Genomic DNA, 19,591 nt, shown 5'->3' with positions numbered 1-19,591 from the left:
GATATTAGATCATTTTACTTTAGAAAATTCCAGATCCTGGAAATCAAAACTAAAGTCGGTCATGGGGGAGACAGGTTCCATGGTGAAGCCTTTAGCTTTCCCTTCCCGGTCAAGTGAAAAAACCGCAAAAGCATCCCCGTTAAGACTGCGATCATCCCACCTTACCACAAAAGAATTCCCTTTGTAATAGCTCATTTCCCCATGCATATCAGGGGCATTTTTGGCTTCAAAACGCAGTTTTCCGTTTTGCAGTTTAATGTTCACCTTTCCGAACCAGGGGTCGTTGTAGGTGCCTGTGTAATCAGACAAAGCCTCTGCACCGGTTTTACCTTTTTTCTGGACTTCTTCAACTTTTCTCCAGACTTCAGCTACTACAGAATCGGCTCTTTTTTCATACTTCAACCTGCTTTCGTTGTACTGGGTGATGCGGTCTTTCCCTTCAATCCCAAAGTAAGCATCCTTGATGGAGTTGGTGATAGATCTGAAAGCTGCTCCAGATTGCTGATTAGTTAATACGATAATACCCAGGTCAAGTTCGGGGATCATTGTTACCTGGCTCACGATTCCCAGGAGTCCGCCGGTATGGGTCACTTCCAGGTATCCGTTCACATCACTTAAAAACCATCCCAGCCCGTAGGCCTTAAAATGGGTATTATAATCCCCTTTTCCCGTGCCTGTGAGGGTATGGGGTTTCCACATCTCGCGGTGCTGCTTCTCGCTGAAGAGTTCCTTCTCCAGGTTTTCGCCGTATTTACCTTTGTTGAGTTGCGCCTGCACCCATTTGCTCATATCATTCACAGAAGAATAAACCCCTGCGGCCGGATTTGCTGCTGCGGTAAAGCTAAGGCCTACCGGGACCAGTTTTCCGTCAGTTGGTGCATGTCCGTCAATAACATTGGATTTATCTTCGAGGAGGTTATAATTCACCGCTGAACGATCCATTCCCAGCGGCTGAAAAATGTTTTCTTTGATAAAGGTTTCGTAATCCTTCCCCGAAATCCTTTCCACTACTACTCCAGCCACGATATATAACAGATTGTCATAGTCGTATTGCGAGCGAAAGGAGGATACCGGCTTGAGGTAACGCAGGTTATAAATGAGTTGATCTTTTGAGGTAGTGTTTTGGGACGGCCAAACCATAAGATCCCCGGCTCCAAGTCCGAGTCCGCTGCGATGGGTAAGAAGATCTCTTACGGTGAATTCGCTGGTGACGTATGGATCATATAATTTGAACTCAGGGATAATTTCGGTGACCTTCGTATCCCATTCCAGTTTGTCTTCATCGATGAGCATGGCGAGGGCGGCACTGGTCATCGCCTTGGTATTTGAGGCTACCCCAAAAAGAGTATTTTCGTCTACTTTCCCACCGTCTCTAAGGGAGCGGGTGCCGTAGCCTTCCATATGAACCACTTCCCCGTCTTTGAGGACGGCAACAGCGATGCCGGGCACTTTAAAAGTACTCATGGTTTTTTGAACAAGACTGTCTATTTGGGTTGCACTAAGGCCTTGCGCGGTTCCCGAAATGGTGAAGAACAATATGCTTATCAGGAGAATTTTGGTAAGAAATGTGGTTTTCATCAGGTAAATATTTACCCTTAAAGATAGTGTTTCTTAAGAATTCTCCTACAACAGATTGCACTTGCGGCAGAAGGGGGTGTCATTCAAAGTTGAATCCCGGATATCTTTATGGGTATTTTTGCAGAAAAAGTTGCGATAAGCGTGCACAACGAGGGTAACCTCATGCTGGAACAGCAGCAGCAGGAAATTTTCGAATATCTAAACACCACCAATGGCAAAAGTCCCCGCAACCTGAAAAGTAAAAAAGAGTAAGAACTAAAACAGCTGCTTTAAAGGCAGCTGTTTTAGTTTAGGAAATATTTAGTTATTCCATGGGAAGGAGTACCTCGTCGATCACATGAATGATCCCGTTGGAAGCAGAAATGTTAGGGGTTTCTATACTGGCAGAGTTACCTATAGCCATGATCCTGCCCATAGAATCCACTTTAAAACTTTCTCCAAGTAAAGTTTCGATGGTACGGTAGTTCTTTGGAGGGACAACACTATTGGCAGCCCTGCGGCCTTCGGTCACGTGGTATAGCAAAACATCAAGCACCAGGGGAGCAGGAAGATCGGTGATGTCATCTATCCCAAGGGCGATGTAAAGTCTCTCAAAAGCCTCGTCTGTAGGGGCAAAAACAGTGTATTGATCTTTGCCGTTAAGGAACAGGTCTACCAGTCCCGCTTGAAGTTCGGCATCCACATAGGATAGTGCCCCTACCAGCTCGTCAAATCCACCGGCAATGGCAATGGCCGCGATAGGATCCTCACCCGGCGCCGGAGCACCTTTCTTAAGGGCTGCATTGTAATCAGCATTTCCGGTGAACACCGCTTCGGCTGCTGTTTCATCTGTCATCTCCATTTCCTCCTTTTCACATGACACGAGGAAAAATGAAAGCGCGATCATAAAGAAGAGGTGAAGGAATAATCTGCTTTTGTTCAAACTAATGGTGGTGTAATTTTTCATAATAAAGATTTTTGTGGTTTATAATGAGTTAAAGATAAACAACTTATCTTTATTGTTTAAATAATTAACTTTTTATTTAAACAATAAAATTATATAAGCTAATGCTTTCCGTATTCGTGTTTTATTTTTTAAAAAAGAAGTGAATCTGATGAAGGATATTTTATATGAAAATATATTTTTGTGACGATCTCGAAAACTACTTACCTGCATCTTATTAGCCGGTTAGGATTTTTGATTTGTTCTTTTTTGCATCGCCCAAAAAAGAACCAAAAAAAGCTCGGCTTACGAAAATGGATCTAAATTTTTCGCTCGGTGTCTAAATTTTCAGAACTCGCTGGAGAAATTCTTCTAACCAAGCATTCTTCATTTCGCTCAAACCTGCCTACCGGCAGGCAGGCAGCAGAAAATTTTTTCGCCACCTCACCTCAAATTTGAGGATCAATTTTCGATAGGCCATCTCCAGCCTTTTGTAATGGCTAGAAAAGAATACTAATTAGCTTCGGACAACCGACCAATTTGACAACTCACAACTGAGAAGGACTTAGAGGACTTGGTAACTAAGGGACGAAGGGAGTGGGGGATATATTTCAATGATCAATTATCAGTAAATAATGATCAGAATAGGGAGATGATCTTGAATTTTAAATCCTGAATTTTAAGTCCTGAATTTTGAATCTCGAACTTTAAACCCTGAATAAAAAAAACCGGAACTTATTTCGTGAGAAATAAATTCCGGTTCTGTCTAGAAAAATTCCAGTCTCTGGTCTCCAGACTCTGGATTCTTTTTTTAATCCTGCAACTGCAACTCCAAATTGATCCCGGGAACTTCTGCAGTCTGGTTCTTGAGATAGGTATCAAACCAACGCATCATACGCAGGTTGAAGTCATACCTGGCTGTAGATTTCCTGTTGCCATGGCCTTCTTCGGGATATAAGACCAATCTTACCGGAGTATCAGTTCTGGTTTTGATGTGTCGGTACAGCTCATATGACTGCCCCGGATCTACCCGTGTGTCTTCTTTTCCATGGAGGATAAGGAGCGGGGTTTTGGCCTGGTCGGCATAGAAAATAGGGCTGCGCTCAAGGTAGAACTGGTAGTCGTCCCAGATCCTTTTACGGGAGTGAACCAAAAACATTTCTTCAGGAATATCACTGGTTCCCCATTTAGAGATATTGTTGCTGATACCTACCGACATTACCCCGGCAGCAAAACGATCGGTGTGGCGGGTGGACATCCAGGCAGTGGCATAGCCCCCGTAAGAACCTCCGGTTACTCCTACCTTGTCGCGGTCTATGTTGTGATTCTCGATAAGGAAATCTATCCCGTCAATAATGTCATCGAATTCCTTTCCGGCAGGGTCGCCCTGGCTGGATTTCGCGAATTCAATTCCGCGGCCGGTACTTCCCCTGTAGTTGGGGTAGAAAACGGCATAGCCTTGTGCTGCCCCTACATGTCCGGGCATGCTGTAAGCCGTAAGCCAGCCATTGTCATAATGTGCCTCAGGACCGCCGTGAACCACGGTGATCAAAGGGATCTTCCCTGTACTTTCCAACGGATGGATGAGGATCCCTTGTATCTCCATTCCGTCTGAAGCCTTATAGGTGATCACCTCCTGATTCCCCAATTTCTTGTCCTTTAGCCACTCATTAGAGTTGGTGATACGTTCTGCTGCGGAAGCTTTTGCATTGAGCAGGAAAAGTTCCCCCGGATGCTGGGCCGAATTTGCCACAAAAGCGATGCTGTTATTATCGGCTGCCGAAAATCCGGTTATATTGAGGTTCTTGTCTTCGAAAGTTTTCTTTAGGTTCCCATTCGTATCCAGAGTCCCCAGGCTGCTGTAAACTCCTTCGCTGGCCAGGAAATTAAGGGTCTTGTTGTCTTTCCATGAGAGCGCATGGAACTGCCCTTCGAATTGTTGCTGAAGGATCTGTGGTTTTCCACCCGTAGCATCGGCAATAAAAATACGACCGTCAATGGGGTCATGCTGGTCTTCCCCCGCTATAAAAGCGATCTTCTTTCCGTCTGGGCCCCATTCAAACTGTCCCATTTTGGCCTTATGCTCAATTTGAGCTGTGACCCCGGTTGTATTCGCATCTACGATGTAGATTTTCTGGCCGGTATAGAAATCGTCTACCAGGGAAGAAGGTGCAGCGCTTACCGCCAGTTTTGAACCTTCAGGGCTCCACTGCACGGCGGTAACATGTCCTTCCACTTCCAGCTTTTTGGGAGTAGCAGAATTTAGGTCCATGACGAATGCAGAGGAATTCTGAAGGTCAGATTCATAGATCTCCGGCTGATAGGGAAGGGCATGGCCATTCTTTTCTTTCTTCTCATTGGAAACAAATGCCAGCCTGTTACCATTGGAGTGCCAGTCAAAAGAGGAAATGGAAGCATCAAACTCATAGAGTTTTTGAGCTTCCCCGCCGCTCAGTGGAATTTCGTACAGGGCTGTTGCTTTATCATTTTCTTTTTTGGCCGTAAAGGTGATGCTGTTGTGCCCCGGCCTGAATTTGATATTGGAGACACTGTACCCGGTCACAAAAGGGGTAGAGGTCTTACCAGTCCGGTCATAGACATACAGGTGGGATTTAGACGGTACATTCTCTATAGTCGGGTCGGCAGGAACGAGTAGCTGGTAAGCTACTTTGTCCCCGTTAGGAGAAATGACTGCATTGGTAATTACTTCAATTTTTGCCACATCCTGTGGAGTCAGCACATTTTCCTGTGCGAAAAAGGTGTGGGCAATTAAAAATAAAAGGATCGTTATGGATCTTTTCATGACGTTTATAGATTTAAAATTTCAAGGCTTAAGATAATGTAATCTTTGCATTGACACAAGTGTATTTAGACAGGAAAAACCTGCGGCAGGAGTGGGGTCTTTCCCGTTATTTCCCCGCCTATAATATTACCTTTTGTATCCCTAAAAGATGTACCTTTTAAAGGTGGCACCTCTCCTTTGTTTTAAAGGCCGGTTTATAAAGTCCATTAATCTAAACAGAATATGTGCTTTTCTGCAACTGCCAGTTTTGGGGCATCGGGGGTATTGCTGATCATTGGGGCTGTAAGTATTTTAAAAGCCAATGGGATGCGACAGCTGCCCTTTGCGGTGATCCCTTTGATCTTTGCTATACAACAGTTCACCGAAGGTCTTTTATGGCTCTCGCTGGAAAGAGCCTACCCGGGGAATGAAGGAATTCTGACCAGATTTTACCTGTTCTTTGCAGAAGTGATGTGGCCGGTATGGATCCCGCTTTGTTTTTTGTGGCTGGAGCACAACACCACCCGCCGCCGTATTCTTAAGGTCCTGAGCGGGGCCGGATTCCTGGTGGCCGGCTACATGGCTTATTGTCTAATGACCTATGAGGTACAGTCCTTGATCGCAGAAAACCATATTAAATACTTCTTGGATTATCCCAGGCCGCTGCATGGCTACGGGAACCTGTTGTACGGACTCGCCACGGTGGTTCCCGCCTTTGTTTCCAAAGCAAAAGGAATGGAGATCTTCGGATTACTGGTACTGGTCTCTTATCTGGTATCCTTCATTTATTTCAGGGACAGCCTGATCTCTGTGTGGTGCTTTTTCGCCGCGGTGATCAGCATCTCGGTTTGGTTTCTTCTTCCTGCCACTTCTCAACCTGGGGAGGTGAGATACTGACCTCATTCCTCAGCTAATTTAGGTCTTAACCGGTCCCCGATCAATAAGACCGCAGGAAACAGGATCTCTTCCTCCAGGGCTGCATGCTTCTCAAGCGCCTCCTCAAACCCCGAAAGTTCCCCGTGGCCTTCCCTTTCCGCAGCCCTCGTCAGCTGTATGAGAAAATGGCCAATCATTTGATGTTCTGCCAGCATAAGCGTCTCATTTTTCCTGAACTTTTCGATCTGCAGCATGATCTTATCACTTTCTTGAGGCACCCGATCTTTAGCCAGGGCGGGCAGAATCCCCAGGGGAGGCAATACATAGTCTTCTTCCTCCTTAAAATGGTATTCCATCACTTCATAAAGTTCTTTGGCTATTAACCCTGTGCTGTCTTTATAGGAAGTGAAAGGTTCGAGTTGTTTCAGAAAAGCCTGATGGTCCTCCAAAAGGAATTCCGGGGCTTCCGAAATTCCGGAAAAAGACGGGGTAGCAGCATCCTCTTTATTTCCGCAGCCATTCAGAAATAAGAGCATCAGGAGTATATAGAGGAAGCATTTCATGTTGGTAAATAAATAAGAAGTTATTGCCTGGTTTGAACCGCAAAATTTACGAAGCCAAAATGGGGGGCTAAACAACAGGTTTACTTATTCTTTCCGGGAGGGGTTACGAATCCATCTATTCCGAAAAACAGGGTTCCGTCCTCCAGGGATTCGAAAAATCCTGCAAAATGACCTCTGGCGTTCTCCCAGCGGCCGGTACCTCCCGTGATAGCAAAGAGACTTCCGTTAAGGGCAGGATCGGAAAAGGAGATCCACATTTCCCCATCATACCTGAGGACATCCCCGCTGGCCGACATGATTTCACCTGAACCATCGGCTACCACATACATTTCTCCTTCTCTTACCTCAATCCGGCAATTATCAAGATCTCCGTAACCTCCTGCCACGTTGCCAAGGTGAGTTAAATTGCCTCCTATATCATCGTAATGTTTTGGTTCTTGAATTGCAGGAATTCCGCAGTCCAGATATCCGTAAAAAAGATCGGGAATCTCTATGATTTCCCCTTTTAAAGGAACCATTTTTTCCTTATTCGCAGAGGTTCGAAAATCCAGCTCGCTGATTCCAGCTTCCGTGTCCGGGGTCAATTCTTCTTTTTCACATCCGGTTAAAAAGAAAAAAAGCATACCTAGCAATAGTAATTTTTTCATTTTTTAATGTTTAAAATGGTTAATACTATCATTAAGTTAGAAAATAGGCGCAGTTTATAACATGATAAATATCAGGACGTTATACAGATTTCTGAACAACTTTTTTAAAGGTAGAAGTATCGGGAAAGGAAATTTTACCGGGAAGTTCGTCTTTCTTAATCATAGTAAAGCCAGCTTTCAGGAAACTAAATGTTGACCTATCTTACTTTCTTCCTGCGGCCCACAAGATCCCGTTTAGCACATGTTTGAGAAAGTCGGGTTCTTCATAGCTAATTGAGGTATGGCCCCCGCCGGTGTAAAAGGCCCTGCCGCCGTCATAGTGGTGGAACCAGGCAATAGGGTGGTGTTCCCCGTTTTCCCCGCCCTCATAACTTTCTTCATTCAGGGTGGCAAGGAAGTTTACTTCAGGGTTCAGTTCTTTGTAGTTGTACCATTCGTCTTCCCGCTCCCATTGCTTCGGAAGATGAGCGGTGCTAATGTGATCCCGGTCCACCACATTGATCACGGCTTCCTGAATATGGGGATGAGATTTAAAATAACCCCCGACGAGTTTCCCGTACCAGGGCCAGTCATATTCGGTGTCTGCAGCTGAATGTATCCCGACAAATCCGCCCCCTGCCTGAATGAACTTTTCAAAAGCTGACTGTTGGCGTTCATTCAGCACATTCCCGGTGGTGTTGAGGAAAACTACCACCTCGTACTTTTTCAGGTTATCACGAAACTCTGAAGCGTCACTTGTAGTATCCACTTCGAATCCGGCTTCCCTGCCCGCCTGCATCAATGCCACCTTTCCTGCCGGAATGGATTCATGTACAAATCCGTCGGTTTTGGTGAACACCAGAATCCTGTCTTTTTCCTGCGCACCACAGCCTAAAGACATCAGGAGTATCACAGTTCCAAAAAGTGGAATAAAAAGATAATTTTTGAAAGCATTATTTTTTGTCATTCTTACAATTCAAAATTCAGTAATCAGTAATCAATATTCAATAAACAATATTCAATAAACAATATTCAATAATAATTAGCCATTATCCCTTATTCCTTCGGACAATAATTCTTCATAATATTTTTTCAGCACAAAAAAAGCCTTTTTCCTGTTGCCTTCATTGTCAATAAGTCCTTTCCTGTTCCATCCTTCCTGGAAGTCGGGATGGTTCCTTCGTGGCGACCTGAAATCTGTAAGGATCCATGGCGATAATCCGCTGTAGTTGTTGGGCATGCGCTTCATCATTTCCACCTGTTCCCGGTAGTACCACTCCTGGTATTCTTCACTCCACCTGGTCTCTTTCTCGGCATGATAGCCGGCTTTGGCACCGGCGCCGGTTTCACTGAAGAACAATGGCTTATTATAAGTGACTTCCCATTTGGCCGTTTTGGCGTCCCCTGGGAGTCCGCCGTACCAACCCAGGTATTCATTGACCGCTACAATATCTGTAAATTCCCCCAAAGGATCATCTATTCTGAAAACCCCGTTATCATTGCCTACTTCCAGCGCTGCCGAAATGAGTCTGCTGTCATCCAGCTCACGGGCTTCTTTGATAAGGGCTTTCATAAATTCAGTACGTACGGGAGAAACCGGCGTCTCGTTTCCTACTGACCAGATGATGACCGAAGCGCGGTTCCTGTCCCTTATGATCATTTCGCTAAGTTGTTTTTTGGCCTTTTTCAGCACCTCCGGGTTTTCAAAATCTATGGTCCAGTAAACCGGGATCTCAGACCATACCAGGATCCCCAGGGAATCTGCCATTTTGGTCATGTTCTCATTGTGCGGATAATGCGCCAGCCTCACCATATTGGCGTTGAGGTCTTTCACATATCCAAACAGCTGCCGGGCATCTTCTTTACTGTGGGCCCTTCTCATTTGCTGCGGAATTTCTTCGTGAATGCTGATGCCGCGAAGGAAGATCTTTTCGCCGTTGAGAAGTATATCTTTTCCTTCAGTCTTAATACTTCGGAAGCCTATCCTGTCTTTAAGCGGCTCCCCGTTATGGCTGAAGATCACCTCATAGAGTTTAGGATCTTCGGGAGACCAAAGTTTTATTCCTTTTCCCCGGAAACTGAAAGCCAGGCTGTCACCGGTCACCTCGAAGCGCTCTTTTACCCGTACCTCCGGAATTTCAATGGTTACGAACGAATCGTCATTTACCGGTCCACTTAACTTTATACTGCCTGAAATGTCGAAGCGTTTCCGTTTCTTCGCCGTTTCAAGGTCTTGCCCGGGGGTAAGGTGGATCGCGTATTGCTGAATGAAATTTTGGGGCAGGGTCACCAGGTGAACATCCCGGGTGATACCGCCAAAGTTCCACCAGTCGGTATTCACGGTGGGGATCTCTTCAGGATGTCTTTTATTATCGACCTTCACTACCAGGAAATTCTCTTCCTTTTTTAGGAGCAGGCGGGGGATCTCAAAATTAAAAGGAGTGAACCCGCCTTTGTGGCTGCCCAGTTTTTTTCCGTTCAAATAAACATGAGCCTCATAATTCACCGCTCCAAAATGTAAAAAGAACCGCTTGTCTTCCGGCAGCTCGTCCAGGCTGAATTCCCGCTGATACCACACCGTACCTTCATAATATTTGAATACCTCCTCCTGCGAATTCCAGTCGCCGGGTACCTGAAGGGTATATTTGTCCCCGTAACCATGTTCCACCCGGTCTGACCTTTTTTCGGTCACCGGCCGGTTCCAGTAGGCTTCCCTGTCGTTTTCATTTCTTTCTTTATACCGGTAGTCATAGAAGCCTGTCTCATAGGGATCAATGATATAGCTCCAGGTGCCGTTAAGGGAAATGGTATTTCTGCCATCAATATTCATAAGCAGATCTTCCTGCGCTGAAATTGAAAGGCTAAATGTCATAAAAAAGAGGAAAATGGAAGTGATTTTAGGCATTTGAGTAGATTCTGGGTTTACCTCTGAAAATTATTGAATTTTTTGGAGAAAAGGGGTTGGGAATTCTTTAAAACGTCTTTGCGAGGGAGGGGATAACCCGACCGAAGCAATCTCCTTGTTACGGAGAAGATTTTTAATTCGGACTTCAAAGAAAGAAATAAATTCTCGAGAAGGGGATTGCTTCAGTCGCCCGCCGGGCTACTTCGCAAAGACGGGTAAAAAAACTCTATCAACTTCCTGTGCTTTGTCAATCGTTATTTCGGGAATCGGGAATCGGGAATCGTTAATTCGGGATTTCAACCGACAACCGACAACCGACAACCGAGAACTGCCAACTGTGAACTTACAACCCAACTTCCCCATACACCTTCACCACAAAATTCCCGTTCAAAAAAGTCTCCGGATCTATCTCGCTTTGATGGATGACCCCTTTGGGAGAAGTCTCTAAAAGTAATTGCGCCGACTGCAGCAAAGGAGCGGCAGTGGTGGTCTGTATGGCACGCAGCCTGTGTTTGCCTACTGTTTGCGGGAGGATTTTCCTGGCGATTTCATGCCTGCGAAGTATTCCTTTTGCATCCCTTCCTTCTACGGCGACATACAGAATGATCTGGTCTTCTTCAATATTGGGGATCACGAGTTCCATTCTTTTCTGCAACTCTGCGATCATGTCTTCTGTGCCGCCCATTCCTAAAAGTTGACGCTCTACCCATTCGAAATGCCCCGGGTGTCTCAGGGTCTTATAATCCAGTTCTCTAACTTTTCCTGCCAGTGCATCGGGCAGGTTGGCTGCACCGCCTGAGGTGAGGTCTTCCTCATAGGCGATCCCGTTAATGAGGATACGTTTTCTTTCAGAAAGGGCAGCTACATTTCTTTTTTTAAAATCCCTGAGCACTTCTGCTCTCTTCAGGTACTCGGTAGCTACACCCACAGGACTCCAGGTGAAACCATAATAGTGCGGAGCCACCGCATGATCTGTGAGTGCCCCCACCCGCATTTCCAGCTTATCCACTTTATCAACCTCGTTTTGAGCGCAGAATTTTTGAAAGAGTCCGTTCGCCAGCACATTGATATAACCCGGGGCAATGCCGGTTTGCAGAAGGAAACCTGTCTTTGCACCTTCAGCCAGGCTGATGATCTCATTGGTTTCCGAAACATATTCGGTAAGGTTCGCGTAGTGCAGGTTGTAGTCTTTTGCAAGGCCTGCCAGGCGTGGGGCTTCACTTCCCGGAAGACAATCCAGCAGCAGGTCGCCCTGTTGCAGGACCTGCTTCATTTCTTCGGAAAGATCTGATTCGGGAAGGTGAAAGGCGGTCAGTTTGGTAGGGCCGGTGGTACCTCCCTGTAGCCATTGAACCATTTTTTTTGCTTTTTCCAGGGTACGGTTCCCAATGAAAAGAGAAGGAGGGACGGGGCTCCATTCAAGGAGCATAAGGGCTGCGGCTTCTGCTATTCCGCCCGCACCGGCAATGATAATGTTATACTGCTGTTCCATACTCTAAAGTACGGAAATTCGGGATTCAATTAAAGGTAAAAACCTCTTACTGTATCTGCCACAACAGGAATGCCAGTAAACCCAGGAACAGGATCCCGCCAAAGATCATCTGTCCTTTTAGAAAGAGCCAGTCTTCATTGATTTGAGAGACATAAGATTCATAGGTTTTTTCGGGGCCGTATTTTTTCTCTTTTGCATCCATCACTGACTTATTTTGGGTGTAAAAGAATGATTGCAATAGTAATTCCGGTTTTTTTGGAGATGCATTGAGCTTTTCCTAATTCTTCTGTTAAATACAAAATAAATGTAAAAAAGAGACAGGAAGTGTTGCGGGCAAATCCTGCTTTTGTCGGGAAAATTCAGATATTTTCCTGTTGGAGCGCTTCGGAAGAGGTGCAGAAATTTTTAAATCAGAATTAACATTGGGAGACTTCCATATAAATAAAGATTGCGGGGGAACCTGGCGTAATTTTCCCCAACAGGGATGTGGCTTCCACAGTTTCCCACCCCAAATGAGGTTTTCAGGGTTAAGGCTTTTTCTTCTTTTTCCTCTCGGCTTCTTCTGTTCTTTTCACCTGCTTCCGCAGTTTAAAGACGGTGTAAATGATCACCGCAAGAAGTACTGTCCCCGAGATCACAGCATAACCTATTGCGGTATTTGACATTAAAGGGTACATAGCTATGAATTTAGGAAAAATTGTCGGGGTTTGCCAGCTTATATTTTATGAAGCAGGAGATATAAAAGACCGGCCCCAATGGCAAGCCCAAAACTAAGCAGCGTACCAATAAGAACATACTCGGTAAGTTTTCGGTCTTTTGCCCGGGAAAGGTCACTGAACCTGAGGATGGATTTCGCGGCGATAAGCCATCCAATGGCTGCCCACTGCTGTAAAACGATAAATGTAAATACAAATAGCCGCTCCAGCATCCCGATATATTTTCCTGCCTTGGGCAGGGAATCTTCAGCACTGTCTTCCGGCAATTCCCACCTGCTCATCAGCAGTCTCATGAGGATCCCCGAAACCGAGGTAAGAAAAAGCACCGCGAAGATCAATAGGAGGGAAGAAGGTTCAAAGAGAGGATTGAGATCAATGGTGAAAGGATGATAGGCATAAACAACCAGCAGAATGACCAGGAGGTGTGCCAGTTGATCCAGCACGAACAACCAGCCTTTATGCATACGGTTCTCCAGGGTCAGTTTCAGGAGATCAATGAAAAAATGGGTAACCAGTATCACCCCAATGCCAATAAGGTAAGTAAGGTCGAATTGCAGTAAAACAAATAATGCCAGGGCGTGAATGCCAAGGTGTAAGTACAGGGCAGCCGACTTGTGTTTCTTCTTTCTTTTCTTTTCGACCCAATGATCGGGTTGTAAAACGAAGTCGCCCAATATGTGGGCCAGAAGGAGTTTTAGGACAAGACTTATCATAGGGCGGCAGATCTTTTTCGGTAATATTCTTCGAGTTTCATTATTTCTTCATAGCCTCCCCTTTTCAAAGCTTCGCTCAGGCTGCTCTGGGATTTTCCCAGAAGTTCGGCAATTTCTTTTTGACTCTTTCCGGGATTTTCAAGAGAGGATCGTATAGCTTCGGCCACCGTTTGGCTCCAGTTGTTGGCCGTAAGCAGCGCCAGGAGGAACATTAGGTTCAGGGTTTCGTCAAATTCAGGATCCCCGGAAACAATGCCCAGATTTTGCTTCTTTAAGGCCTCAAAACATTCCCCCGAGCGTACATAGGCTGTACCGTTGGATTCAGAGATCTTCTTCGCCTTATGTTCCTGTTCTCCCAGGCCCAACCCCAGGCGCACATCCAGGTCCTTTATTTGTTTGATAGCTGCCTTAAGGTGCAGACCGGCAAACACAGCCTCCTCTGGTGGCAGGGTCAATTGAAAACTGTCCCCGCGGAAGATCTCCCAGTCTACCGGTTCTTTTCCGTAATGGTTCAAAACCTCTTTAAGGACGGGGAGCCAGGTAGGAGCCGGTTCCTTCCGGGAATTGATAATGTCTCCTGTAATTACTGCAATCATGAGGTGAATATCGGGTTTAAATACGATATATGCAAATATCGGGTTAAAAACCGATATTTTAGTTTATCGCCTAAAAACCCGATAATTATCGGGTTCATAGTAAAGATTTTTTAAATCTGAATTATTTAAAAGGAGTAATTTAGCCTTCTAAAATCAATAAATATGTCTAAAACAAAGATCACAGTCAACAACAACGGGTCCCTGATCATCGACGGGGAATTTGAGATCGTAGATAAGAACGGAAATCAATATGACCTGGGCGGCAGGGAAAAAGTCTCCCTGTGCCGATGCGGCTTGTCCAGCAACAAACCATTTTGTGATGGTTCTCACAGGGGGCATTTTGAACACGACGCTGTGGCTTTTGCTCTTCCGGCGAAAAAATAAGCAGGTAGCGGGATTTCCCGTATTAGGGTCAATTTCAAGAATTCGACTGAAACCTATGGTACAAACCTTCGGGGGTATCATAGGTTTTTCGGCGGAAAAAGGAGCACTTCAGTCTTAAATTCGGATAAGATGATCTTAATCATGATTCTCCTGTGTCTTTTGCCATAGTTTCGCGTCATAAAATGGAATGAAACCGGAGATATGAATGTATTAGTGTTGACCGACCTTTCTGAAGTGGCAAAGAATGCAGGGAGTTATGCCGTGCAATTTCTGGCTGATATTCCCGCACATTTTTTTCTTCTGAACATAAAACTGTTCCATCCTGACCAACCCGAAACAGATTTTGATAACAAGACCCGGGATCTTGCGTTGGGCAAACTGCAGCAAAGGGTGTCTGAATTAAAGGAACTTTCCGCCAACAAGGAACACCGTTTCTCTGTGATCTATTCAGAAAGTGACCTGGTGGGTGCTACCCGAAAGTTCGTGGAGGAGAAAAAGATCGATCTTATCGTAATGGGGGCTGCCAATAAATTGCATTCTCCCAATACCATCATTGGGAACCATACATATGAAGTGATCACCAAGATCAAATGCAACATACTGGCGGTAGCCGAAAACAGCAGGTACAGGATTCCGCGCAGAATGGTTTTTCCTATCGACTACGGGGTATCCCTGGAACACCAGAACCTACGATTTTTGCAGCGTCCGCAGATCGCCCAAAATGCGGGTATCACCGTTGTTGAACTAGGATGTGAAACTGAAACAGCAAGACCTGAGAGCCTGTTCTTTGATCAATTGCACAACCGGCAGATCGAAACCAAACAAATGCCTACCTCTGAAGCCTTTTCTGAGGGGCAGCTAAAGGTGTTGCAACAGGATTTCGATATGATCCTTTTGCTGGGTAAGAATATAAATATTTGTGGGGAACTCCTGCATACAGAACAGGGGCTATATTCCAGGGTTGCCAATGAATTACCTATCCTGGTGCTCCATCAATAGGCTCACCCGGACGATCATCTAAATTCCCCCCGTCTCCTGTTGCACTACAGAGTGACAAAAATTACTTATCTTATATTAAAAGAGACCTATTAAAAAGAAGATTATGGAAACGAATAAACCTCTCAAACGCGATAAGAACATTCAACCCCTTAGCAGGGATCACCACCATACTTTGTTGTTGAGCTGGAAGATCAGGAAAGGATTTTCAAACGGAGTGGAACCCGAAAGGATCAAAAGATACTCAGACTGGTTCTACAGGAACCATGCGCTTCCTCATTTCAAGATCGAAGAAGATTACCTTTTTCCTGTGCTTGGCAATGACCATGAAATGGTACAAAGGGCACTGGCCGAACATCGCCGCCTTACAAGGCTTTTTACGGCCGAGGAGGAGTTGGAGAAAAACCTGAGCTTACTGGAGGAAGAGCTGGAGAAACACGTGAGATTTGAGGAGCGGGAGTTGTTCAACGAGATCCAGAGAAATGCCAATGAAGAACAACTTGGCGTAATCACTGAAGTACATAAGGATGAAAGGTTCATAGAGAATTCTGAAGATGAATTCTGGAAATAAGGTTTATCAGGCAGAAATCTTATGGGGCTTCATTTACGGCTGAAAGTTAACCGGGAAAAAGATGAAAACAAAATCTGAAAGTTTACTGGAACTCTGGCTGGAAGCCCGTACCCGGTTTTCCAACCTCCTGAATGATCTCACTGAAAAAGACCTGAAAAAAAAGCTGGGTTCTTCGCCAAACTCTGCCGGTTTTCTCATTCGGCACATAGGGGATGTGGAGCTGCTTTTCGCTAAAAATGTTTTCGGCGAATCGGGGTTGAGAGTTATGGCAAAAACTGTGAGTGCCCAAAAAGATACCGGGGAATGGACCAACCTGGAAGAATTGCTAAGCTATGTTACCAATTCACGGGATAAATTGAAAGCTATCATAGAAAAACAGTCTGACGAAGACTGGGAGACAAACATTACCACCAAGGAATTTGGTATCAAAACCAAGGCAGAAGCTTTCGGCCGCATCATTTCCCATACCACCTATCACGCCGGCCAGTTGGCGCTCATTAAAAAATACGGGCAGGGATAATGATCCAACCATAAACTAAACAAGGACTCGCAGACCTGTTTTCAAAAATCCTATTCCAGTGCTTCCCTGTCCCAATTCGCTAAAGAGGTTCCGGCATTATAAACACTGTCGAGGAATTCCCTAAGTTTAATTGCCGGGTGCTCAGCCTGCTGAACGGCTTTGTAGGGTAGAACCAATTCCCTGAGATCGGGATGGTAATAAGCCTCCCCTGGACCAATTGCTTCCTTAAAGGCATTGGGTTCGGGATACAGGTATGCATAGAAGGCTGCTTCAGGCAAAGCTTCACTGCCCGGCCAAAATCCGAAGCTCATGACTTCATGGGAGTAAGCTTCTTCTGCCACCCAATTGGGCAGGTTGGGAATGCCGCCCGGGTGTTTTGGAGCTTTGCGTCCCGAGAAAAGGGAGACTGCGAGATCAAAACTTCCCCAGAAAAAATGCACCTCGCTGCTTTTGCCTTTAAATCTACATCTGAATCCATAGAAAACTTTCTGCATGGCCAGCAAAGCTTCGTGAAACACGAGCGCCTGCTCGGGGTCATAGGTATTGTGAATATTATCCTTTTCAAAGCGAATGGGATCCTCCAGCTCTACCGGTTTGGTGTAGATCTTAATTTCAATATCCAGTTCTCTTAAAAGACCGAACACCTTCTGGTAAAATCCGGCAACCGAGAGTCCCGATAACCCAAATTCACGGTTTTTACCATGGCTGGTGTGGATTCCCAGTTTATGTTCTGTGAGGTCCAGGTCGATCTGGAAAAACTGATCCTTGTGAGGTAGGAGTGAAGTGGTAAGCCCGGTGGGCGTGAATTTTAAAGTGATATGCCAGGAATGATTTTGCCAGGGAAGGCATTCCAATTTGATCTTTCCAAGGACCTGCGTAAACATATGAAGCGTTTCATAGGTTTTTTTTCCTTTTTCATAAGATAATTCCGGCCACTTCTTTTGCATGACAACTGTTTTTGAATATCTTTTAAGATACTCAAAAACAGTTTCTTATTTAAAGTGAATTATAAATTAAATTAAGTGCATCTGATGTGGTGCTGCACTCGCAGGGTTTTACCTGGCAACGAAATCACTCAGGGAAATATAGATATCCCCGGTTTTCGAATCCTCATAGATGTTATACCGGGTGGGGTAGTTGTTCGATTCTGCAAAGAATTCTGGTTGAGAATGTTCTCCGCTAAAATCGGGATAAAGAGCAAAATTTATCCTGGGTAGCCGGTGAATATTCAGGAATGGCCATCCGTTCTTCATTTGAGATCATGTAGAAGTATAAGGGATCGATCAAGGGTTTGGAATAATAGTTTAAAATATACTTTAAACCGTTAATAACATCTTTAAAACTTTTTTGTAGGATTTTTCATAGTTTACAGGTTTAAGATAGTTTTAGCAAAAACTAATCTTACCTACACAATGAAAAAACTATTCTTTTTGAGAGGCTTGTTCCTGTTACAGGTACTCCTGGTATTTAATGCCTGTTCCCCGGAAGAGCAAATTCCTTCTTCTGATGACTACTACACATTGAACTTCACAGTAGATGCTGACGGAAATTATCACGAAAATTTTGAGGATGCGTTTAAAAATTCATACGCGGGCGGGGAAGTAACTTTTCCCGATGGGACCTGGTATTTTGAAGATGCTTTGCTGGGTACGCTGTCAAGCGACACTAAAAACGGTTCGCAGTCAGTACGTATCAGGAACAATGGAAAAATAACCATGAATTTTGACCTTCCTGATGGGGCTGATAATCTGAACCTGAGCTATGCAAAATTTGGCAAGGACAGAAACAGCAGCTTCAGCCTGTATTATTCTACTGATGGAGGCGTAACCTGGACGCAGAGCGGCAGTGAGATCACGGTTAACAACAAGAACCTGCAATCTGCGACCTTTCCCATTAATCATGGAGGAAATGTGCGTTTCGAGATCAGGAAAACCGATGGTTCTTCAGAAAGGCTGAATATAGATGACATTTGGGTGGAGTCTTACAGTGGTGCAACACCGGGACCCCTGGTAGACATTACCGAAGACTACGAAAGTGGCTCCAAGGGAAGTTATTCAGCCGGCCTTGTAGACTTATCCACGGGCACCTGGTATCTGGAAGAAGCTCTCCTGGGTTCTTTGGATAACGATCGTAAAACCGGAACCAAATCTGTACGGATCCGTGATTTAGGTATTTTACAAATGAATTATGATGTTACCGGGGCTACTTCGGTAAGTTTCAATCATGCCGTTTATGGGACAGATGGTGCGAGCAGTTGGGAACTTCAGGCTTCCGAAGATTCAGGAGCAAGCTGGACCACTATTGGAGGAACACAAACTTCTACTTCTACCAGTCTTGAAAATGTAAGTTTCAGCGTTGATTATTCCGCAGCGGTACGGTTTAAAATCGTAAAGCTTTCAGGTAGCGGTGACCGTATCAATATTGACGATTTCACCATTGGCGGAACCCAGGACATTTCTGATGGGGGCGGTACCGGAGGTGGTGAACCGGGAGTTTCGGGAACCGTGCATTTTACCATGGGGAATCCTTCCGCAGCTATTGCAGATACCAACTTTCCAAATAACTACCTGCTTGAAAAAGAGGAATATGTGATGTCTTACAGCCGTGACAAAGGAACTGCGAACTGGGTGAGCTGGCATTTGGATGAAGCCTGGTTGGGAAGCGCCTCAAGACAGAATGATTTTAGGGCCGACAGCAGTTTGCCGGCAGGTTGGTACCAGGTGAGCGCGACAGATTACCAGTACAGCGGATTTGATCGCGGCCACCTGTGTCCGTCAGCCGACAGAACCCTTTCTGTAGATGATAATTCCAATACCTTTTTCATGACCAATATGATGCCACAGGCGCCAAATAATAACAGGATTGGATGGGCCTCATTAGAAAGTTACTGTCGTTCAATGTTGAGCGGGGGTTATGAGATCTATATCATTTCCGGCGGCTACGGAATGGGAGGGGACGGTTCTGCCGGTGCCGCCGATTACATTGCTAACGGAAACGTTCAGGTGCCTTCAAATACCTGGAAAGTGATCATGATCATTCCCGATGGAGATGATGATGTGAACAGGGTGACCACAAGCACTCAGGTGATCGCGGTTGACATGCCGAACAGCCAGAGTGTTTCTTCAGACTGGACGCTGTACCAAACCAGTGTAGATCAAATAGAGGCCGCTACAGGTTATGATTTCTTTGACCTGGTTCCCGATCATATTGAAGATGTGATCGAGGCTGCCGGTAGCAGCATTTAATTTAAAACAAAATAGCATAAATGTAAACACGCTCGCACGAGCGTGTTTTTTGTTTTAGACAATATGCAATTGTACGAAACCGCTTTAAAAACAAACCTGCCGGTGC

General features: G+C 45.2%; 21 protein-coding genes. 7 read left to right on the top strand and 14 right to left on the bottom strand.

Annotated elements, in window-relative coordinates:
- Window positions 1-9: 9 nt before the first annotated feature.
- A complete protein-coding gene (locus ACFSTG_RS10555) occupies window positions 10-1,578 on the bottom strand; it encodes a serine hydrolase (RefSeq protein WP_380752257.1) in 1,569 nt (522 codons plus the stop codon).
- Between the two features lie 108 nt (window positions 1,579-1,686).
- Between ACFSTG_RS10555 and ACFSTG_RS10550 the strand changes: the two genes are divergently transcribed.
- Window positions 1,687-1,830: a hypothetical protein gene (locus ACFSTG_RS10550; protein ID WP_380752254.1), complete on the top strand. Its 144-nt coding sequence runs from the start codon at window positions 1,687-1,689 to the stop codon at window positions 1,828-1,830.
- Window positions 1,831-1,882: 52 nt separating this feature from the next.
- Here the strand turns inward: ACFSTG_RS10550 and ACFSTG_RS10545 are convergent, their stop codons facing one another.
- Both ACFSTG_RS10545 and ACFSTG_RS10540 read right to left on the bottom strand, forming a co-directional pair.
- Window positions 1,883-2,524, bottom strand: a complete 642-nt coding sequence (locus ACFSTG_RS10545; RefSeq protein WP_380752251.1) for a fasciclin domain-containing protein — start codon at window positions 2,522-2,524, stop codon at window positions 1,883-1,885.
- Window positions 2,525-3,311: 787 nt separating this feature from the next.
- Window positions 3,312-5,303 (bottom strand): S9 family peptidase, encoded by a 1,992-nt coding sequence (locus tag ACFSTG_RS10540; RefSeq protein WP_380752248.1) that lies wholly within the window; start codon window positions 5,301-5,303, stop codon window positions 3,312-3,314.
- A 222-nt stretch (window positions 5,304-5,525) separates the two neighbouring features.
- On the opposite strand from ACFSTG_RS10540, the gene ACFSTG_RS10535 reads away from it, so the two are divergent.
- Window positions 5,526-6,179, top strand: coding sequence for a DUF6629 family protein (locus ACFSTG_RS10535; protein ID WP_380752245.1), 654 nt, complete (start codon window positions 5,526-5,528; stop codon window positions 6,177-6,179).
- A gap of 2 nt (window positions 6,180-6,181) precedes the next feature.
- Here the strand turns inward: ACFSTG_RS10535 and ACFSTG_RS10530 are convergent, their stop codons facing one another.
- From ACFSTG_RS10530 to ACFSTG_RS10490, 9 genes are all read right to left on the bottom strand, one after another.
- Window positions 6,182-6,694 carry a hemerythrin domain-containing protein gene (locus ACFSTG_RS10530; protein WP_380752242.1) on the bottom strand — a complete coding sequence of 171 codons (513 nt, stop codon included), beginning with the start codon at window positions 6,692-6,694 and terminating at the stop codon, window positions 6,182-6,184.
- Window positions 6,695-6,801: 107 nt separating this feature from the next.
- Entirely contained in the window at window positions 6,802-7,368 is a 567-nt protein-coding gene (locus ACFSTG_RS10525) for a hypothetical protein (RefSeq protein ID WP_380752239.1), read from the bottom strand.
- A 202-nt stretch (window positions 7,369-7,570) separates the two neighbouring features.
- On the bottom strand, window positions 7,571-8,314 hold the full coding sequence (locus tag ACFSTG_RS10520; RefSeq protein WP_380752236.1) for a ThuA domain-containing protein: 744 nt from the start codon (window positions 8,312-8,314) through the stop codon (window positions 7,571-7,573).
- A gap of 75 nt (window positions 8,315-8,389) precedes the next feature.
- On the bottom strand, window positions 8,390-10,252 hold the full coding sequence (locus ACFSTG_RS10515) for a glycoside hydrolase family 2 protein (RefSeq protein ID WP_380752233.1): 1,863 nt from the start codon (window positions 10,250-10,252) through the stop codon (window positions 8,390-8,392).
- 343 nt (window positions 10,253-10,595) lie between these two features.
- Window positions 10,596-11,744, bottom strand: a complete 1,149-nt coding sequence (locus tag ACFSTG_RS10510) for a saccharopine dehydrogenase family protein (protein ID WP_380752230.1) — start codon at window positions 11,742-11,744, stop codon at window positions 10,596-10,598.
- 46 nt (window positions 11,745-11,790) lie between these two features.
- Window positions 11,791-11,946: a hypothetical protein gene (locus ACFSTG_RS10505; protein ID WP_380752227.1), complete on the bottom strand. Its 156-nt coding sequence runs from the start codon at window positions 11,944-11,946 to the stop codon at window positions 11,791-11,793.
- A gap of 325 nt (window positions 11,947-12,271) precedes the next feature.
- Window positions 12,272-12,421: a hypothetical protein gene (locus ACFSTG_RS10500; RefSeq protein WP_380752224.1), complete on the bottom strand. Its 150-nt coding sequence runs from the start codon at window positions 12,419-12,421 to the stop codon at window positions 12,272-12,274.
- A 38-nt stretch (window positions 12,422-12,459) separates the two neighbouring features.
- Window positions 12,460-13,173: a DUF3307 domain-containing protein gene (locus ACFSTG_RS10495; RefSeq protein WP_380752221.1), complete on the bottom strand. Its 714-nt coding sequence runs from the start codon at window positions 13,171-13,173 to the stop codon at window positions 12,460-12,462.
- Window positions 13,170-13,769: a SatD family protein gene (locus tag ACFSTG_RS10490; RefSeq protein WP_380752218.1), complete on the bottom strand. Its 600-nt coding sequence runs from the start codon at window positions 13,767-13,769 to the stop codon at window positions 13,170-13,172. Before ACFSTG_RS10490 ends, ACFSTG_RS10495 begins: the two co-directional genes overlap by 4 nt.
- A 162-nt stretch (window positions 13,770-13,931) precedes the next feature.
- Between ACFSTG_RS10490 and ACFSTG_RS10485 the strand changes: the two genes are divergently transcribed.
- From ACFSTG_RS10485 to ACFSTG_RS10470, 4 genes are all read left to right on the top strand, one after another.
- Window positions 13,932-14,153, top strand: a complete 222-nt coding sequence (locus ACFSTG_RS10485) for a CDGSH iron-sulfur domain-containing protein (RefSeq protein ID WP_380752215.1) — start codon at window positions 13,932-13,934, stop codon at window positions 14,151-14,153.
- A gap of 201 nt (window positions 14,154-14,354) precedes the next feature.
- Entirely contained in the window at window positions 14,355-15,152 is a 798-nt protein-coding gene (locus ACFSTG_RS10480; protein ID WP_380752212.1) for a universal stress protein, read from the top strand.
- Window positions 15,153-15,255: 103 nt separating this feature from the next.
- Complete coding sequence (locus tag ACFSTG_RS10475) at window positions 15,256-15,720, top strand: hemerythrin domain-containing protein (RefSeq protein ID WP_380752209.1); 465 nt, start codon at window positions 15,256-15,258, stop codon at window positions 15,718-15,720.
- A 61-nt stretch (window positions 15,721-15,781) separates the two neighbouring features.
- Window positions 15,782-16,240, top strand: coding sequence for a DinB family protein (locus ACFSTG_RS10470; protein WP_380752206.1), 459 nt, complete (start codon window positions 15,782-15,784; stop codon window positions 16,238-16,240).
- Between the two features lie 50 nt (window positions 16,241-16,290).
- Here the strand turns inward: ACFSTG_RS10470 and ACFSTG_RS10465 are convergent, their stop codons facing one another.
- Both ACFSTG_RS10465 and ACFSTG_RS10460 read right to left on the bottom strand, forming a co-directional pair.
- Complete coding sequence (locus ACFSTG_RS10465; RefSeq protein WP_380752203.1) at window positions 16,291-17,187, bottom strand: DUF5996 family protein; 897 nt, start codon at window positions 17,185-17,187, stop codon at window positions 16,291-16,293.
- Between the two features lie 108 nt (window positions 17,188-17,295).
- Window positions 17,296-17,493 (bottom strand): hypothetical protein, encoded by a 198-nt coding sequence (locus tag ACFSTG_RS10460; RefSeq protein WP_380752201.1) that lies wholly within the window; start codon window positions 17,491-17,493, stop codon window positions 17,296-17,298.
- A 159-nt stretch (window positions 17,494-17,652) separates the two neighbouring features.
- On the opposite strand from ACFSTG_RS10460, the gene ACFSTG_RS10455 reads away from it, so the two are divergent.
- Window positions 17,653-19,485 carry a DNA/RNA non-specific endonuclease gene (locus tag ACFSTG_RS10455; protein WP_380752198.1) on the top strand — a complete coding sequence of 611 codons (1,833 nt, stop codon included), beginning with the start codon at window positions 17,653-17,655 and terminating at the stop codon, window positions 19,483-19,485.
- Window positions 19,486-19,591 lie beyond the last annotated feature (106 nt).

Source organism: Salinimicrobium flavum, from assembly GCF_042684505.1.
Classification (GTDB): domain Bacteria; phylum Bacteroidota; class Bacteroidia; order Flavobacteriales; family Flavobacteriaceae; genus Salinimicrobium; species Salinimicrobium flavum.
The sequence above is the reverse complement of the archived record's forward strand: the minus strand, read 5'-3'. Positions and strand labels throughout refer to the sequence as shown.

Bases quoted from the DNA above. Each gene is read 5' to 3' on its own strand.
- ACFSTG_RS10520 (WP_380752236.1), bottom strand. From the start codon at position 8,314: ATGACAAAAAATAATGCTTTCAAAAATTATCTTTTTATTCCACTTTTT.
- ACFSTG_RS10470 (WP_380752206.1), top strand. From the start codon at position 15,782: ATGAAAACAAAATCTGAAAGTTTACTGGAACTCTGGCTGGAAGCCCGT.
- ACFSTG_RS10475 (WP_380752209.1), top strand. From the start codon at position 15,256: ATGGAAACGAATAAACCTCTCAAACGCGATAAGAACATTCAACCCCTT.
- ACFSTG_RS10465 (WP_380752203.1), bottom strand. From the start codon at position 17,187: ATGCAAAAGAAGTGGCCGGAATTATCTTATGAAAAAGGAAAAAAAACC.
- ACFSTG_RS10500 (WP_380752224.1), bottom strand. From the start codon at position 12,421: ATGTACCCTTTAATGTCAAATACCGCAATAGGTTATGCTGTGATCTCG.
- ACFSTG_RS10455 (WP_380752198.1), top strand. From the start codon at position 17,653: ATGAAAAAACTATTCTTTTTGAGAGGCTTGTTCCTGTTACAGGTACTC.
- ACFSTG_RS10495 (WP_380752221.1), bottom strand. From the start codon at position 13,173: ATGATAAGTCTTGTCCTAAAACTCCTTCTGGCCCACATATTGGGCGAC.
- ACFSTG_RS10480 (WP_380752212.1), top strand. From the start codon at position 14,355: ATGAATGTATTAGTGTTGACCGACCTTTCTGAAGTGGCAAAGAATGCA.
- ACFSTG_RS10545 (WP_380752251.1), bottom strand. From the start codon at position 2,524: ATGAAAAATTACACCACCATTAGTTTGAACAAAAGCAGATTATTCCTT.
- ACFSTG_RS10485 (WP_380752215.1), top strand. From the start codon at position 13,932: ATGTCTAAAACAAAGATCACAGTCAACAACAACGGGTCCCTGATCATC.
- ACFSTG_RS10550 (WP_380752254.1), top strand. From the start codon at position 1,687: ATGGGTATTTTTGCAGAAAAAGTTGCGATAAGCGTGCACAACGAGGGT.
- ACFSTG_RS10530 (WP_380752242.1), bottom strand. From the start codon at position 6,694: ATGCTCTTATTTCTGAATGGCTGCGGAAATAAAGAGGATGCTGCTACC.
- ACFSTG_RS10540 (WP_380752248.1), bottom strand. From the start codon at position 5,303: ATGAAAAGATCCATAACGATCCTTTTATTTTTAATTGCCCACACCTTT.
- ACFSTG_RS10515 (WP_380752233.1), bottom strand. From the start codon at position 10,252: ATGCCTAAAATCACTTCCATTTTCCTCTTTTTTATGACATTTAGCCTT.
- ACFSTG_RS10535 (WP_380752245.1), top strand. From the start codon at position 5,526: ATGTGCTTTTCTGCAACTGCCAGTTTTGGGGCATCGGGGGTATTGCTG.
- ACFSTG_RS10510 (WP_380752230.1), bottom strand. From the start codon at position 11,744: ATGGAACAGCAGTATAACATTATCATTGCCGGTGCGGGCGGAATAGCA.
- ACFSTG_RS10505 (WP_380752227.1), bottom strand. From the start codon at position 11,946: ATGGATGCAAAAGAGAAAAAATACGGCCCCGAAAAAACCTATGAATCT.
- ACFSTG_RS10460 (WP_380752201.1), bottom strand. From the start codon at position 17,493: ATGAAGAACGGATGGCCATTCCTGAATATTCACCGGCTACCCAGGATA.
- ACFSTG_RS10490 (WP_380752218.1), bottom strand. From the start codon at position 13,769: ATGATTGCAGTAATTACAGGAGACATTATCAATTCCCGGAAGGAACCG.
- ACFSTG_RS10555 (WP_380752257.1), bottom strand. From the start codon at position 1,578: ATGAAAACCACATTTCTTACCAAAATTCTCCTGATAAGCATATTGTTC.
- ACFSTG_RS10525 (WP_380752239.1), bottom strand. From the start codon at position 7,368: ATGAAAAAATTACTATTGCTAGGTATGCTTTTTTTCTTTTTAACCGGA.